Here is a 16,794-nt window from a genome sequence, read left to right as displayed (position 1 = left end):
CTGAGCAAGCTTTTACTGCGCCTATGCCTCAGTCCGTGTCCGAATGCCGGACCTGACCCCGGCACGCGAGTGAAGTTAGCTATCCTTCGGCTAGCTAACTTCACTTACTTTATTCGCGCCGGCGGCACTCATTAGAACTGCTTTGCTTGGTAAAAATTGTGTCAGCTATGTTGCAGGTCCGGTGAATTTTGTGCATCCGTGCTAGATAAGTTGTATTATTAAAAATAATATTTCCGAGGAGTAATATGAGCAAAACTGATCATGAGCACAACATGGAATTTGAGGCTGAGGTGCGGAGAGTCGCGGAAGCAGTGTGGGGGCTAGAGCCGGGTCAGTGTCAACCCTCTTACTATGCTGATAATCCGCAGTTACAAGAACTTGACGGGATAGCACGTCTTCGAGATGTTTCGCACTTAATTATGGTGACGACAAGTACCCGGCTTGAAAAAGCAAAAGCTGACGTAAAAAAATTAAATGTTGCCGAAACCTATGAGGAAAAGCATGCCCTTTTAGTTTCAAAGTGGTTTATAACAGAGAAGCAACTTGATGCACAGCATGTTGATTATGCAAAAAAGAACGGGGTTACAACAATAACTTTAGATCAATTTAGACGAAGATTTTTTGATGGTAGAAAATACATTTCTCTTCGGAGAAATGGTGCTTTTGGATCTGCGCGTGATCTAGATAAGGATTCTATTACTATCGATGATTCGAAATATGTGGATTTGCCTATCACACTAATTGCTGACAAGCAAAGTGGAAAATCTTTAGATTTTTGTTTGGATAAGCATGCAACACTTGATGATGTAAAAAAATGTATAAGAGATGGGAATATTGCTATTCTTATAGCTCCATTTGGTGCTGGTAAAAGTATAACAACTCGCCAAATTTTTATTGATCTTGCCGCAGAATATCTGAAAGATGGAAGCTCTTCAGTTCCACTTGCACTTAATTTGAGAGAGCATTGGGGGCAGGGATTCGCTGATGAAATATTGGATAGGCATGCACGAACTATCGGATATATGCCTAGAGAAGATTTAACTATAGCTTGGCGTTCTGGCATGGCGTCGCTTTTGCTGGATGGGTTTGATGAGGTAGCAGCTCAAGCGGTTATTAGAAAAGACAATAAAACGTTTATGCGTACGGCTCGTAGAGAGGCTCTTAATGGAGTCAGGGACTTTATGACAAAAGTTCCTACTGGGATAGGTGTTTTGATTTGTGGTCGAGATCATTATTTCGATAATGAGCAAGAAATTTCCTCGGCATTATCCATTTCTAGTAAGCGATGCCAAGTCTTCAGATTAGGGGAGTTTACTGATGAGGGAGTGAGGAAGTTTCTGGAGAAAAATGGAATTAAGCAGACGCTGCCTGATTGGCTTCCCAGAAAGCCTCTTTTATTAGGCTATCTTATTCACCGAGATTTAATTAATGAAATTGTGAATATTGATGGTGCTGCTGGTTTTTCTTATGCTTGGAATACATTCTTAACAAAAATATCTGAACGTGAGGCAACGTTAGAATCGTCCACCATGGAGGCCCAAACGCTTCGTGCTGTAATGGAGAGAATTGCATTTTCCGTTCGAGAGCGGCCATCTGGAACTGGGCCAGTTACTGGATCTGATTTGTCAAACGCATTTAGTGTAGAGACGGGGCAGGCAGCGGGTGAGGGAGTTTTAGCGCAACTTCAACGACTTCCAGGTTTAACTCAACGTGATCAAGATCCTGGTGCTAGATCATTTGTTGATGAGGATATGCTGGCGGCATTGCAAGGTGGTGCATTTTATCGACTAATAAAAGAGAATTTTAAGTCTTATAATACAAAGCCACTTGCTCAGCTAGATTCAAAGGCTATAAATATGGCAGTGTATCTTCTGAACTTAGATGGATATCAATCAAGTACTATTATATCGGTTGCCTCAGGTATATTTAGGCAAAAGTCTCCCTTCAATGGAGTTGGTCAGGTTCTAGCTGATACGGTTATGGCCGCATTAAATATGGCTGTTTCAGAAGGGCTATCTTCGGTAGATTTTAATGGCCTAACTATTGACTCGGCAATAATTGGGAGACTTAATTTTGAGGAAATAGTGGTGAGGGGAATCGTATTTAAAGATTGTATAATTGAAGATTTACTTATTAATTCTGATGCGGCAAAAAGTGATGTTATGTTTAGTGGCTGCTTGATTAATCAAGTGGTGGGTATTGCTGATAAGTCTGGACTGCCGAGTAATATGTTTGTAAATTGTGATATTGAACGATATGATAAGATGGGTACGACTAATGCGGTCCTTCAATTAAATTTATCATCGCAATTAAAGGCTTTAATAACAATATTGAGAAAACTATATAAGCAAGCAGGTGGTGGTAGGAAGATGAATGCATTGTTCAGAGGCATTACTCAACAAAATGTTTTGGATTACATTGAACGTGTGGTGCAAGTTCTTGAGGCTGAGGGGTTTGTGTTTATTACTAATGATGTAGTTCATCCGGTAAGGAAACAGGCCAATCGTGTTGAAAAAATACTTGTCGCACCTTCACTAAGTCTCGACCCCGTGGTGACTAAAGTAATTGCGCTGTAATTTTTTATGGATCAGGATTAATTTAGTGAAGGAGTTGGGCTGCTGCATAAAAGACACCTCTTTCTATAGGAGTTTTTTTGGGGGTGTTCTTTAGTTTTCCATTCGTCGTAATCCATCACCTATGCGCATTACAAGCCTTGATTCGAATCCCCCTCTCAAAAAAGATGAAGCTACCCTCGGGTAGCTTTTTTTCATCTGGACGCGGAAAGAAACACTTCGTTCTGCAGGCGCAGGGCGGTGTCCTGCGAATTCCCTGCTTCGCCCTGCGTGCTCTACGCGGGGGGATTCGAAGGATCGGGCCTGCCGGCCCTTTCCGAATCGACCAACTGCCGCGGCTGCGCGGTAGCCCCGCGCGTTTGTGGTCCTAATCAGCTTTGCAAATGAACATGCTTCTACGGCGCTTAGCGCATCAGTTCGTGACCAAAGGGAGGACTAGACCCCGGCATACCGCTTTATGATTTCATACTAAAGCGGCCAACTTCTGCCACTGTAATCCGCGAATTTGCCCTAACCAGCCAAAACCGCCGACACAATCGACCGGCGAAGCACAGTCTTCCCGGCATCGATGCCACGCTGTGAAAACGCCTGCGGCAACGCGACATCATCCGCAGCGGTGTTGCCTGGCGAAGCCGTTTCCTTTACCAGCATGTTGGCGCTATTCTCGACCTCGAAGTACTCGTCCCAATGCACTGGAACCTGATGGGAGCGGCCGTCTCCGCCTCTGACCGAGACGTAGTGGGTGCGCGCGACGCTGCGGAAGCCGCTGGCCGTTACCTGCACTTTCTGCGATCCGTCGGCTTCCTGTTGCATGGATGTCTTCAGGATACTTCGCGTGACGCACTCCGGATGCTGAAACATCGCCTCGCCGTGGTAATTGGCAATCGCTTCATGCTCCCAGAAACAGGGTTTGTGCGAATACGTGTCTTGATAGATGTCCGAGTGCGGGCGATGCTGTTGGTACAAGGGGATGGCAAGCAGCGGGGCGATCCCAAAGTAGAACGACTTGAAGAAATCGTTGTGATAGGCGTTGAAAAACGTGCGCGCCTGGGCCAGTTCGTAGGCGAAAAATTTCTCCGGGGCGCCGCTGATATCGGTAGCGCGCATATGTCCCGATTCCAGCACGTTGATCATGCGGGTTTTTTCGAATACGAACGTGTCGCCAAAACCTGTTTGACTATCCTTGAGCAGCTTGAGCATTTCCTGTTGCGCCAACGGCGTGAACAACAGCCGGAACTGTACTTCATGGTTGCGGTCCGTGGCATCGAACAAGGCGTCGAATTCGCGGTTGGCCATCACCGTGAAAGTATGCCCCTCGTCGACATCGCGGGACTTTTCTTCCAGTTTCTTGATCGCGCGATTCTTTCGCCATTTGTCGAGGAAGCCGTCCTCCAGGCGGGAAAGTTTTGACGGGTGACGGCTGAACACGAGATCCGGCGCCGCTTCGTTGCCGTAGACGATAAACGTCTGGTTTTCGTACTCGGGCATCGGACGCTCGATCGAGGCCCGCAGAGTTTCATGGCGGGTTCTGGTTTCCGATTTGCCTTGCGAATTGCGGTACTGTTCCGTCCAGCTGATGGCCAGCGAGCCATGGTATGTCTTGCTGCCCATCGAATGTGACAAGGTGCGTGCAAGAATGAACGGGTTGCCGTTCAGTACGCCGCTGTGCGAGAACTCGATCGAGTGGTTGTCACCAAGATTGCCATACCAGCCAAAGCTGTTGCGCAGCTCTTCCATGCGGCCGTTGCTGAAATACGGATCGAATGCGATGCGAGGCACTGTTTGTTGCATCAGCTTCGCCACGATATCCCAGTCGTACAGGCGGTTCAGCGGCACCATCTGGCCCCAGGCCACGGCACGCTTTTCGTCGCAGGCTTCCTGCAGCCGCTTTAACTGCGCGTCGGAATCGTTGATGATGCGGTTGAGCACAGGAATCGCCACGGCAAGCGCAATCGCCGGGACCATGAGCCATGGCCATGCGTGATAGGCGTAGAGATAGAGTGCCGCCAGCAGCGCGGCCACGATGCTGGCGCCGCGCAGGATACGCCACCATTTGTTGCTGGAACCGGCGCCCGCGGCCTGCTTTTCGAGCACGCGTAGTTCCTGCACCGTCGTGATGTTGGCGTTCTCGTCCACGCCGGACTGGCGCACGAGGTCTTCGAAAAAGTCCGACGTATTGCTGGCGTGAGCATTTTTGAAATGGAAAGAATACTGCTCCAATGGTTCGTGGACGTCGTTGATCAAAAGAAGACGCTCCGGGCGGCAGCCTTGGTTTCGGCGGAGGCAGTGAAAGGAATGCGCGTGGTATAACCTTGCCGCGCCGCAACGATTTGCTTGGTCGGCCAGGCAAAGACGTCCTGGTTCCACATGCCGACGGTATCGTTATACAGCGTGCGCGCGGCGGTCACTTCCTTCTGCAGATAACTGTTCTGGCGCATGGCATCGGCGATGACGGCTTGTGCCTTCAGATCCGGGTAGGCTTCGCACGCCAGGCTGATGCGGGAAAAAATTCCGTCGATTTTCTGGGATGCCTGATTGCGTTCGGCATCGGCGTTCTGTCCGCTCCGGTAAGCCGCTACCGACTTCATCACGTCCTTGTCGAGGTCGATCGCTTTTGCGACCAGGCCAACCACGTTGTTCAGGACGACGACGCGCTGTTCCAGGTAATTGTCGATCTGTGAAGCATCGGCCTGGATTTTCTGCTGCAGCTTGCGCAGATACGCCAGGGCGGAGATCTTCATGAACAGGAAGACCAGGCCTGGCAGTGCCCCCAGCGCCAGGAGTGCCAAGCCGTACGTTTGCGGCAACGCGCCGGTCAGCAGCGCCAAGCCTCCGATCAGCGGAAGGACCGCCCACAGGGCGATTTCAAATATGAGCGACCCGGTGCCGACTTGGACGGAAATCTGCTTGCTGATGACGTTGATGTCGCGCCCCTGCTCATTGATCGGGCCAGTTACTTCGTCCAAATCATTTGCCATGCTTGAAAATCCTTTGTATTGAGTGTTTCTGATTGAGCGTCTCTCGCTCGGTTGCAAAATATTTCGCTTCAGCTTTTTAGGTGCGTGAGCGAAATGTCGATGTATCGTGTAAGTTTCCCAAAATTAATTTTTTTATCATCATATCTTGAAGGATGAAATCCAATCAAGGGCGGTCAAGCCGATATTGCATGTGATGTTTCGGGAAAAATCCTGGATATTTTCCGGTACGGCCAATTTTCAGCCAGCCGCTTGCATAAACCCGGCGGCAGGGAGGCGGGGCACTGGATAACGGACACCCGCTTCCAGCCTGCCATAGCGACCCAATACATTCATTCCGGGCCGGTAGGAAGCATGAACATCCTTAGGCAAGCGGGATGGCCGTTCGGTTAACGAGAAAGCCCGCCGAAGCGGGCTTTCTCACTCTACCAGCAAGCCAAAAGCTCAGAACTGGTTCATCGTATTGTCTTTACCCGCCGCCTTCAGCGCCGCTTCGCCGCTGAAGTAATCCTTGTGGTCGTCGCCGATGTCCGAGCCGGACATGTTTTGATGTTTCACGCAGGCGATGCCCTGGCGGATTTCCTTGCGCTGCACGCCGGCCACGTAGCCCAGCATGCCCTGGTCACCAAAGTATTCCTTGGCCAGGTTGTCGGTCGACAAGGCGGCCGTGTGGTAGGTCGGCAGGGTGATCAGGTGGTGGAAGATGCCGGCTTCGCGGGCCGAGTCGGCCTGGAAGGTGCGGATCTTCTCGTCGGCGGCGAGCGCCAGTTCCGTCTGGTCGTATTCCACGCTCATCAGCTGGGCGCGTTCGTAGGCGGACACGTCCTTGCCTGCCGCTTTCATCGCATCGTAGACCTGCTGGCGGAAGTTCAGGGTCCAGTTGAACGACGGGCTGTTGTTGTACACCAGCTTGGCGTTCGGGATGACCTTGCGGATTTCGCTGACCATGCCGCCGATTTGCGCGATATGCGGTTTTTCCGTTTCGATCCACAGCAGGTCGGCGCCGTTTTGCAAGGAGGTGATGCAGTCGAGCACGCAACGCTCTTCGCCGGAACCGGCGCGGAACTGGAACAGGTTGCTCGGCAGGCGTTTCGGACGCAGCAGCTTGCCTTCGCGCTTGATGATGACGTCGCCATTGCCCAGCGCGTCGGCCGATACTTCTTCGCAGTCGAGGAAGGAATTGTATTGGTCGCCCAGGTCGCCTGGTTCATTGGTGACGGCGATCTGCTTGGTCAGGCCGGCGCCCAGCGAGTCCGTGCGGGCGACGATGATGCCGTCGTCCACGCCCAGTTCCAGGAAGGCGTAGCGGATGGCGCGGATCTTGGCCAGGAAGTCTTCGTGCGGCACCGTGACTTTACCGTCCTGGTGGCCGCATTGTTTCTCGTCCGACACCTGGTTTTCGATCTGGATGCAGCAGGCGCCCGCTTCGATGAACTGTTTCGCCAGCAGGTAGGTTGCTTCGGCATTGCCGAAACCGGCGTCGATGTCGGCGATGATGGGCACGACGTGGGTGACGTGGCCGTCGATCTTGGCCTGGATGGCTTGCTTCTCAGCACCTTGGGCCGCGTCCAGCTGGCGGAACAGGCCGCCCAGTTCGCGGGCATCGGCCTGGCGCAGGAAGGTGTACAGCTCGCGGATCAGTGCCGAGACGGCGGTTTTCTCGTGCATCGACTGGTCTGGCAGCGGGCCGAACTCGGAGCGCAGGGCGGCCACCATCCAGCCGGACAGGTAGAGGTAGCGGCGGTCGGTGCTGTTGAAGTGCTTCTTGATGGAGATCATCTTCTGTTGGCCGATGAAACCGTGCCAGCAGCCGAGCGACTGGGTGTATTTCGATGGGTCCGCATCATAGGCGGCCATGTCGTTGCGCATGATCTTCGCCGTGTACTTGGCGATGTCCAGGCCGGTCTTGAACTTGTTCTGGGCGCGCATGCGGGCGGCGGACTCGGGATTGATGGCGTTCCAGGCGCTGCCTTGTTGGTCTTTCAAACCAGCAACAGCCTTGATGTCGTCTTGATATTGGGACATGTGAATCTCCTAAAAAGAAAAGCTATGTTTGAGAAAATCGCCGAGTGCGCCACAACGTCTTGTCGAAGCAAACTGCATGACTAAATAGTAGGCCGATTCGCGCCGATCTTCAAGTCTTATATAAGACATATAACTTAAATTTTATCGTTCTTTTTCAACGACTTAATTATATTTTTTCAGGATGTGAAATGAATTTTCAAAAAGTGAGAGCATTCATGGCTGAGTCTGCCGTTTGAAATCCCGCGATGTGAAACGCCTTTTCGGAATTTGGTGCAGCGCGACAAATCGGGACGAAAAAAAGGCCACCCGAAGGTGGCCTGGGCAGTCGGCGCCGGAGTTAACGCCCCACGGTCTGCCGCTGGTCCTTGATGAAGAGCGCCGTCAGCATGCCGATCACGCACACGCCGATCACGTAATAGGCGGGGCCCAGCACGTTGTTTTTCAGCATCAGGGTCACGACCACGGGCGTCAGGCCGCCGAAGATCGCGTACGACAAGTTATAGGAGAACGACAGTCCCGAGAAGCGCACCTGGGCCGGGAACGCTTGCACCAGCACGTAGGGCACGGCGCCGACGACGCCGACGAACAGGCCCGTCATCGCGTACAGGGGCAGCAGCAAGTCGGGACGGCTACCGACGGTGGTGTAGAAAATATACGTGCTGATGGCCAGCAGCACGGAGCCGGTGAAGATCACGCGCTTGCCGCCCAGGCGGTCGGCCAGCATGCCGGCGATGATGCAGCCGAAGGCCAGGCACAGGGTCGCCACGGTATTGGCCACCAGGGTGGTGCGCGGCGCGATGTGGTGGATTTTTTGCAGCAGGGCGGGCGTCATCAGGATGACGACGACGATGCCGGCCGACAACATCCACGTCAGCAGCATCGACACGGCGACGGCGCCGCGGTGGCTGCGCAGCACGGATTTCAAGGGCATCTCCGTCGCCAGCGCCTTGCGCTGCTGCATTTCCGCGAAGACGGGGGTTTCATGCAGCCAGCGGCGCAGATACATGGCGCCGAAGCCGAAGATACCGCCCAGCAAGAACGGATAGCGCCAGGCGCCATCGGTGATTTCCGCCGGCGTGTAGACGATGTTCAAACCCGTCGCGACGAGCGAACCGAGCAGGATGCCCACCGTCAAGCCCGCCGTCAGCACGCCGCAGGCAAAGCCCGTGAAACGGCTCGGCACGTGCTCTGACACGAACACCCAGGCGCCCGGCACTTCGCCGCCCACGGCCGCGCCCTGGAAGATGCGCATCAAGAGCAGCAGCAGCGGGGCGGCCAGGCCGATGCTGGCGTAGGTCGGCAGCAGGCCGATCAGCAGGGTCGGCACGGCCATCATCAGGATGGAGAGGGTGAACATGCGCTTGCGGCCGAGCAAGTCGCCGAAGTGGGCCATGACGATGCCGCCCAGCGGACGCACGACGTAGCCGGCGGCGAAGATGCCGAAGGTTTGCAGCAGGCGCAGCCAGTCCGGCATTTCCGGCGGGAAGAACAACTGGCCGATGGCGTTGGCGAAGAAGACGAAGATGATGAAATCGTAGAATTCCAGCGCGCCGCCCAGGGCGGCCAGCGACAGGGTTTTATAGTCTTGCTGGGTGAGGGGACGGCTTGCGGCGTTGCTTGCGGCGGTGGTGGAGGTAGGCATGTGTCTCGTTCTTGTGTGTTATCGGAGATTGCCAGACCTAGCATACGCATTTCCGCCGCGTGAGTAAATGCGGTGCGTATGGGGATCAGCCTCAGCTGTGCTTAATACAACGCCGCTATCATCAGCGTTGACTTCATTGCAAAGGACACACAATGCATATCATGATCGTGGGCGCCAGCCGGGGCCTGGGACGCGCGCTGGTGGACGGTTTGCTCGCTGACGGGCATGCCGTCATCGGCGTATCGCGCCAGCAACCTGCCGACTTGCCCGCCGGCCCAGGCACGCAGCTGCAATGGATCGCGGCGGACCTGGCCAGGCCCGCCGAGGCCGTCGAACGCATCGCGCACGCAGCGCCCGTCGCGCTGGACGCAGTGATCTACAACCTGGGCGTGTGGGAAGAAAAGGCCTTCAGCGACGACTACGCTTTTCTCGACGATGCGGACGACGCCATCGTCGACATGGTCAATACGAATATCACGGCGACGATCTTGCTGCTCAAGCGCCTGGTGCCGCGCTTGCTGGCCAGCGGCAAGCCGCAGCTGATACTCACGGGGTCGACCTCCGGCCTGCGCCAGAGCGGCCGCCCGGAAGTGACGTTCAGCGCGTCGAAATTCGCCCTGAACGGCATCGCCGACGCCTTGCGCGAAGGTTTCCGCGCACAGGGACTGGCCGTGACGGCGCTGCAGCTCGGCTATCTGAATACCGACGATGGCTTGTCCGTGCCGCTGGCGGACGCTAGCGCGCGGGGCGAGGGCGAACTGATTCCCGTGCATGACGTCGTCGCCGTCGTGCGCATGCTGCTGGGCTTGTCGAATGCCTCGTTCGTGCGTGAACTGGTGATGCCGGCGCTGCGCGACGAGCGTTTCTAGCCGCTAGGCGTCAGCGCCGTAGACTTCGCTCCAGCCGAGGTGCTCTTCCAGCCACTCATCCGCTTCGGACGAGTCCATCTGCAGCAGCAGCGCGCCCAGGCGCAAGTTACCCTTGGCCAGGGCCAGCACGGCGAACACGGATTCCAGCATGACGGGGTCCAGCGGGCCCTGCAGGTCGCGCGCGGCGATGGCGGGCAATTGCGCCCAGGCATCATGGTAGCTGGCGGCCAGCCAGTCCGGCATCGGTGGATTGTGCTGGCGGTGGCGCTCCAGTTCGATCAAGGCGATGAGCGCATAGAAATCTTCTTCGCGTGAATCAGCGCCGCCCAGCAGGTGGACGAGCTGGGGCACGGCCGCATACGAAGCGACGCCCACGTCGCCCTGGTGGTGCAGCTCTTCCCACAGTTCATGCCAGACGTCTTCACCCGCCTGCATGGCCTTGAGCGCCTCGGCCACGTCATAGGGCATGCGGTAGCCGCCTTCCAGGGTGGGCCAGAGGGGATCGTCGAGTGATAGCAGCATTGTCTTCCTCCTGATATAAACAGGTAATGAGTGTTGGCGCGCATGCGCAAACAGACGGGTCTTACGGATGCCCCAGCACGCCCGGGCAATGCTCGAACCAGCCGTCCTCTTCCTCCTGTGCGATGAAGGCCGCGATCAGCGCCTGGTGCGCGGGCGGCGCGGCGGCCAGCAGGGTGTTGAAGCAGGTGATGGCCGAGGCGTGGGACATGCCGGCGCCATTGGCGATACCGACGAGAAACTCGCCGGCCCAGTCGGGCAGGGTGGCGATCAGGCGCGGCAGTTCCTGCAGCAGGGCCGTGCAATACGCCGTCTCGCCGAAGCGCCAGGCGGCGCGGTTGGCCGTCTGGTAGGCGCCGTAATCGTGCTCGGCCTGCACGGATTGCACAATGGCCAGCGCGTACTGCGTGCCTTCCGCGCCCGTCAGCGCGTCGAGCATGGCGCAGTAGCGCTGGAAGCGCCGCTGCGCTTCATCGGGCGGCGTGGTGGTATCGTCGTCCTGGACGATGTTGCCCACAATTAAAAGTTCGGCTTTCCAGTGTGCGAACGATGTCGGCATGGTTATTATTGCTGAGAGTGGTAACGGCGCCATTATGCCCGGGCCAGCCGTGTTCCGGCGCGTCTGCTGGGCATGCTACAGTCCGCCTTCGCCGCCCGCCTTGGATCATTTTCGATGTCAACCTGGACTTCCCCGCCACAACTCGTCGCCCTTGCCACCTTCTATGCGCAGGCGCAGGCCCATCCGGATGCCGTCAGCGACGCGGCCTTCCTCGACGCCGTCAACGCCGCCCACTGGCCCACCAACTGCTGGAATTATGTGGAAGCGTCGTTCGCCATCATCGCGCCCGCTTGCCTGCTGCGTCCGCAGCTGACCGCCGAGCTGATCGCCTTGCCCATCGCCGCCATGATCGCGGGCGGCCTGGACGATGCGGGGCAAGTCATCGATATCGGCCTGGCGTGCGCCACGCGCAGCGAACCATATGTAGCGCCCAGCGAGGAGGGCAGGCGCTGGCTGACGCAGGTGTGGCCGGGACTGGGCGAGCTGGTTGCGGCCGTGTTCCAGGCCAGGCTGCAAGCGGCACTGGCGGAGGATGAGGAGTAGTCAAGCCTGCCACTTGACCTGGAAAGCTGGTTTACGTTATGGTATACGTAACTACTTACATATATCCCGCCCAACATGTCTTCCAATCTGCAAACCTACGGCTCGCTGATGCTGGCCAGCCGCCTGCGCCGTCTTTCCGATCAACTGTATGCCGGTGTCGATGCCAGCTATCTGGCCGCCGGCGTCGAACTGACGTCGCGCTGTTTCCCCTTGTTATTGCTGCTGCGCGACAATGGCCCCACATCGATCACGGCCCTGGCCGCGCAGATCGGGCAGACGCATCCGGTGGTGGTGCAGCTGGGACGCAAGCTGCTCGATGCCGGCGTGGTGCTGGAGCTGCCGGACGCCAAGGACGAGCGGCGGCGCCTGCTGGCGCTGTCCGACGCCGGGCAAGCCTTGCTGCGCAATATGGCGCCCCTGTGGGATGACGTGCGCGCGGCCGTCGATACGGTGTTCGAGCAAGCCACGCCGCAGCTGATGGCCAGCCTGGACCGGGCCGAGGCGCGCCTGCAAGCGCAAGGTTTCGGCGAGACGATCGCCGCCTGCCGGCGCCAGCGCGAGCGGGCCGCCGTGGACATCATCGATTACGCCGCCCCCTACGCGGCCGACTTCAAGCGCCTGAACATCGCCTGGCTGGAGCGCTATTTCTATGTCGAGGCGCTGGACGACAAGGTGCTGTCCGATCCGCAAGGCTCGATCCTGGACGGCGGCGGGCAGATTTTCCTCGCGCGCCTCGATGGCAAGATCGTCGGCACCTGCGCCCTGATCCGCGCCGGCGACGACAGCATCGAGCTGTCGAAGATGGCCGTCACGCCCGAATGCCAGGGCCTGGGCATCGCGCGCCGCCTGATCGAGCGGGCCTTCGACGCCTTCGAGGCCAGCGGAGCGAAACTGTTGTTCCTGGAGTCGAACAGCAAGCTGGCGCCGGCCATCCGCCTGTATGAAAGCAGCGGTTTTATCCACGTGGCGCGGCCGGACGGCGACGCCCATTATCAGCGCGCCGACGTCTACATGGAGTGGCAGGGCAGGTAGCGCACGCGAGGCCGTCACGCGGCGCTCCCCATCGCCCGTCTCCCGCGTTACAATACGCGCATCCATAACGGAACGCAGGTTCCACTATTCGAGACGCCGACGCCGCATGCCTTCCTTTCCGATGCCCTTCCCGCAGATGATCGTTCCCCCGGAACCCACCCAGGCGCGCAGCAAGCAAGCGTTCGAGCGCCTGCTGCAGGTGGGCGAACAGTTGCTGGCGGAAAACCGCTTCGATGAAATCGGCGTGGCCGACCTGGCAAAACTGGCGGAAACCTCGGTGGGCACGTTTTACCGTTTATTGGGCGACAAGGACACCCTGAGCCGCTTGCTGCTGCAGCGCTTTTTTTCCGACATGGTGGACAAGGTCGAGACCCTGACGGAGCTGCGCCAGTGGGAAGGGCGCAGCCTGGAAGAGTTCATCCGTGCGCTGGTGGCCATGTTCGTGGCCGTGAATGGCGGACGCAGCGGCGTCTTGCGGGCCTTGATCACGCGCGCGTCGCAGGATGCGCAATTTCGCGACAGGGTGCACCAGATCAATCATCTGATTTCGCAACGCACGGTAGCCGTGCTGGCCAGCAAGTCGTCCAGCATCCGCCACCCGAACCCCACGCAGGCCATGATGGTGGTGCCGCCCGTGCTGCTGGGCATCCTGAACCAGCACACCCTGACGGGTTCGCTGTCCTTTTTGTCGGGCGCGGCGCTGGAAGATGAACTCGTGCGTGTTGCTTTACATTACCTGACTTCAGTTATTTAGCGATTTAACTTGAAATCGGAATTCGGATTCCGTATTATGTTTTCCAACAGCAGGAAAACATATTCCTGCACCTGAACACAAAGCATGTTCAACAGCAAGGAGACAGAATGCGGCGTCACACGACATCCGATGTTCCATTGCATTGCCTCGACCTCGATCCCGGCATAGAGGCAGGGCAGGGCGATCCCGTGTTTTTGCTGCACGGCCTCGGTTCCTGCGGCGCAGACTGGCGCCCGCAAATCGACGCCCTCGGCAGCAGCTATCGCCTGATCGTGCCCGACCTGCGCGGCCATGGCGCCAGTCCCGCGCCAAACGGCGACTGGCAGATCGGCGACTTTGCCAACGACCTCTTCAACCTGATGGACCAGCTCGACGTGCCGCGCGCGCACGTCGTCGGCTTTTCCCTGGGCGGCATGGTGGGCCTGGAAATGGCCAACCGCGCCCCCGGCAGGGTCGCCAGCTTGTGCCTGATCAACTCGCAACCGTTCCAGGGCAGCAAGCCGGCGTCGCTGCTGTTTGCCTACTGGCTGCGCCGCACGGTGATCGCCACGTTCGGCTTGAAGGCCATGGGCAAGATCATCGGCAAGAAACTGTTTCCCGATCCCGCCCAGCACGCGCTCGTCGAGCGCTTCGCCACGCAGATGGCGGGCATGGACAAGCGCGCTTACCTGGCCGCGCTGGACGCCATTTTCCACTGGGATATCGACATCCATTTCCAGGCCCTGGCCATGCCCGTCTTCATCATGGCGGCCGACCAGGATTACACGCCCGTCGCCAGCAAGCGGGCCTTTGCCGCACAGTTTCAGCAGTGCGAGATCGAGATCATCGCGAACTCGCGCCATGCCACGCCCCTGGACCAGGCGCAGCGTGTGAATACCTTGTTGCAGTCCTTCCTTACCATAAATTCAAAATAAACAGGCCACTCGCCGCACGGGCCGAGGGCCGGGAAACAGTCATCGCAGGGCAGGTGCTCGCATTGCGCGCGCCGGTACCATGACGTCTTGCGATCCTGGCATCCGGCCGTCTTCCCTGGTGGTAAGCAAGCCTGACATTGGAGACGCTATGAAACTTGCTTTGAAATTGATGCCCGCCGCCCTCGCCGTTGCCGGCGCCTTTGCCACCCAGGCCCAGGCGCAGGAAGCCAGCCCTGCCATCGCGGTCAGCGCCCAAGAAGCCAGCGACGCGAAAGAACGCATGGACACCGTGACGGTCTCCGCCCGCCGCCGCGAAGAGCGCTTGCAGGACGTGCCGCTGGCCGTCACGGCGTTTTCCGCCAAGGCCCTGGAACGGGCGAATATCCAGAACCTGGCCGACTTGCAGGAGCGCGTGCCGAACCTGACCGTGTACGCCTCGCGCGGCACGAATACGACCTTGACGGCCTTCATCCGCGGCGTGGGCCAGGCCGACCCCGTCTGGGGCGTGGACCCGGGCGTGGGCATTTATTTCGACGACGTCTACATGGCCCGTCCGCAAGGCGCGTTGCTCGACGTGTTCGACGTGCAGCGCATCGAAGTGCTGCGCGGCCCGCAAGGCACCTTGTACGGCAAGAACACCATCGGCGGCGCCATCAAGTATATTTCGCGTCCGCTGGCGAAGGAAAATGGCGCCTCGGCGGAAGTGGGTCTCGGCAACTACAACCAGCGCAACTTCAAGGCCGCCTTCAACGTGGCCAACGAGAGCGGCACCTGGCGCGCGCGCCTGGCGGCGGCCAAGCTGGACCGCGACGGCTTCGGCCGCAACACCTTCAATGGCGAACAGGTCAGCGACCAGGACAGCACGGCTGCGCGCCTGTCCGTCGGCTATTTTCCGCAGGACATCCCTTTGACCGTCGTGCTGAGCCTGGACGCCACGGATGACGAATCGGGCGTGCGCGGTTTCCAGCGCATGGGCGTGAGCGCTTTCGACCCGCTCAAGCGGCCCGCCAGCACCAGCGCCTATGACATCCAGAGCGGCATGCCTGGCCACAACTTCACGCATAACCGGGGCGGCTCGCTGGTGGCCAACTACACGGTCTCGAACGACTGGTCCGTCAAAGTGATCGGCGCCAAGCGGCGCAGCACCTCCGAGCAAACCATCGACTTCGACGGCTTGCCGCAGCCGATCGCCGACGTGTTCGGCGATTCGCGCGACGAGCAGAAAAGCCTGGAATTGCAGGCCTCGTACAGCGGCGACTACGGCGCCGGCGTGATCGGCCTGTACCGCTTCGAAGGCACGGCGGGCGGCGGCATCTACAACAATTTTCTGGGCCGCCAGTTCCAGGCCGCCGTCAGCACGGTGGAGACGGACAGCACGGCGCTGTACACGGACTGGACCTGGCCCGTGGGCAAGGCGTGGAGCATCAATGCGGGCTTGCGCCACACACGCGAGGAAAAGCGCGCCATCGTGCTCAACCGCGCTTTTGCCGACGCGGGCTTCACGCGGCCCATCCAGACGGCGGCCGACTTCGACAAGTCCTTGTCGGTGAGCAATACCTCGCCGAAAATTTCCGTGCGCTATGAAGCGTCGAAGACGACGAATTTCTACAGCAACCTGTCGCGCGGTTTCAAGTCGGGCGGCTACAACGTGCGCGCCAACAACCTCGTGGTGCCGGACTCGGCGCGGCCATACAAGGATGAAAAACTCGACGCGCTGGAAGTGGGCATGAAGTACGCGGCGCCGGACGACACCTTCGACGCCAACGTGGCCCTGTTCACCAACCGCTACAAGGATATCCAGTTGTCGGTGTTTACCAGCTACGTGCAGCCGGGCGGCTTGCCGGGTTTCTATGGCGACTTCACGAATGCGGGCAAGGCCACCGTGAAAGGCGCCGAGTTCGAATTCTCGTGGCGCCCGAACCGCCAGTGGGAAGTCAACGGCTTCCTCGCCCTGCTCAATGCCAGCTATGACGAGTTCATGAGCGGCGGCAAGAACATTGCGGATACGCAAAAGTTCAGTAATACGCCGCGCCGGCAAGCGGGCTTGAATGTGACGCGCACGGACCGCGACGTGTTTGGCGGCGCCCTGCGCAGCATGGTCGGCTACGGCTACCGCAGCAAGGTGTATCCGACCACGGACTTGAGCGAAACCCTGGCGCAGGGCGGCTACAGCATCTGGACGGCGGGCGTCGTGTGGGAAGCGCCGAAGCACTGGACCTTCAGCCTGCATGGCAGCAACCTGGGCAACAAACGCTATCGCACGGATGGCTACAACATTCCTGCGCTGTTCATCCTCGACGGTTTCTATGGCCCGCCGCGCCAGATCATCGCCAAGGCCGGCTACAAATTTTAAGGATATCAACCAGCGGGGCCGGACCCGCCGGGTCCG

13 protein-coding genes are annotated in these 16,794 nt (G+C 58.2%); 7 read left to right on the top strand and 6 right to left on the bottom strand.

Annotated elements, in window-relative coordinates:
- The first annotated feature begins 245 nt into the window (after positions 1-245).
- Positions 246-2,576, top strand: coding sequence for an NACHT domain-containing protein (locus tag J0O65_RS09070; RefSeq protein ID WP_215406108.1), 2,331 nt, complete (start codon positions 246-248; stop codon positions 2,574-2,576).
- A 507-nt stretch (positions 2,577-3,083) separates the two neighbouring features.
- Here the strand turns inward: J0O65_RS09070 and J0O65_RS09065 are convergent.
- The 4 genes from J0O65_RS09065 to J0O65_RS09050 all read right to left on the bottom strand — a co-directional run bounded on the left by J0O65_RS09065 (position 3,084) and on the right by J0O65_RS09050 (position 9,215).
- Positions 3,084-4,817, bottom strand: a complete 1,734-nt coding sequence (locus J0O65_RS09065) for an MAG1210 family protein (protein ID WP_215406106.1) — start codon at positions 4,815-4,817, stop codon at positions 3,084-3,086.
- Positions 4,814-5,551, bottom strand: a complete 738-nt coding sequence (locus J0O65_RS09060; RefSeq protein WP_215406104.1) for a LemA family protein — start codon at positions 5,549-5,551, stop codon at positions 4,814-4,816. The genes J0O65_RS09065 and J0O65_RS09060 overlap by 4 nt, the downstream gene beginning before the upstream one ends.
- 441 nt (positions 5,552-5,992) lie before the next feature.
- Positions 5,993-7,573, bottom strand: a complete 1,581-nt coding sequence (locus tag J0O65_RS09055; protein WP_215406102.1) for an isocitrate lyase — start codon at positions 7,571-7,573, stop codon at positions 5,993-5,995.
- Between the two features lie 337 nt (positions 7,574-7,910).
- Positions 7,911-9,215: an MFS transporter gene (locus tag J0O65_RS09050; protein ID WP_215406097.1), complete on the bottom strand. Its 1,305-nt coding sequence runs from the start codon at positions 9,213-9,215 to the stop codon at positions 7,911-7,913.
- A gap of 152 nt (positions 9,216-9,367) precedes the next feature.
- On the opposite strand from J0O65_RS09050, the gene J0O65_RS09045 reads away from it, so the two are divergent.
- Positions 9,368-10,084, top strand: a complete 717-nt coding sequence (locus J0O65_RS09045) for an SDR family oxidoreductase (protein WP_215406096.1) — start codon at positions 9,368-9,370, stop codon at positions 10,082-10,084.
- 3 nt (positions 10,085-10,087) lie between these two features.
- Here J0O65_RS09045 and J0O65_RS09040 read toward each other — a convergent pair whose 3' ends face one another.
- Both J0O65_RS09040 and J0O65_RS09035 read right to left on the bottom strand, forming a co-directional pair.
- Complete coding sequence (locus tag J0O65_RS09040; protein WP_215406094.1) at positions 10,088-10,606, bottom strand: hypothetical protein; 519 nt, start codon at positions 10,604-10,606, stop codon at positions 10,088-10,090.
- A gap of 61 nt (positions 10,607-10,667) precedes the next feature.
- Positions 10,668-11,162 (bottom strand): hypothetical protein, encoded by a 495-nt coding sequence (locus J0O65_RS09035; protein ID WP_215406092.1) that lies wholly within the window; start codon positions 11,160-11,162, stop codon positions 10,668-10,670.
- Between the two features lie 114 nt (positions 11,163-11,276).
- Here J0O65_RS09035 and J0O65_RS09030 point away from each other — a divergent pair, with 114 nt between their 5' ends.
- The 5 genes from J0O65_RS09030 to J0O65_RS09010 all read left to right on the top strand — a co-directional run bounded on the left by J0O65_RS09030 (position 11,277) and on the right by J0O65_RS09010 (position 16,758).
- Entirely contained in the window at positions 11,277-11,705 is a 429-nt protein-coding gene (locus J0O65_RS09030; RefSeq protein ID WP_215406090.1) for a hypothetical protein, read from the top strand.
- 75 nt (positions 11,706-11,780) lie between these two features.
- On the top strand, positions 11,781-12,737 hold the full coding sequence (locus J0O65_RS09025) for a bifunctional helix-turn-helix transcriptional regulator/GNAT family N-acetyltransferase (protein WP_215406088.1): 957 nt from the start codon (positions 11,781-11,783) through the stop codon (positions 12,735-12,737).
- 106 nt (positions 12,738-12,843) lie between these two features.
- Positions 12,844-13,491 (top strand): TetR/AcrR family transcriptional regulator, encoded by a 648-nt coding sequence (locus J0O65_RS09020; protein WP_215406086.1) that lies wholly within the window; start codon positions 12,844-12,846, stop codon positions 13,489-13,491.
- 107 nt (positions 13,492-13,598) lie between these two features.
- Entirely contained in the window at positions 13,599-14,405 is an 807-nt protein-coding gene (locus J0O65_RS09015) for an alpha/beta fold hydrolase (protein ID WP_215406084.1), read from the top strand.
- Positions 14,406-14,553: 148 nt separating this feature from the next.
- Positions 14,554-16,758, top strand: a complete 2,205-nt coding sequence (locus J0O65_RS09010; RefSeq protein WP_215406082.1) for a TonB-dependent receptor — start codon at positions 14,554-14,556, stop codon at positions 16,756-16,758.
- The last annotated feature ends 36 nt before the right edge of the window (positions 16,759-16,794 follow it).

Origin of the sequence: Janthinobacterium sp. JC611, assembly GCF_018682595.1 — a bacterium.
Classification (GTDB): Bacteria; Pseudomonadota; Gammaproteobacteria; order Burkholderiales; family Burkholderiaceae_D; genus Janthinobacterium.
The sequence above is the reverse complement of the archived record's forward strand: the minus strand, read 5'-3'. Positions and strand labels throughout refer to the sequence as shown.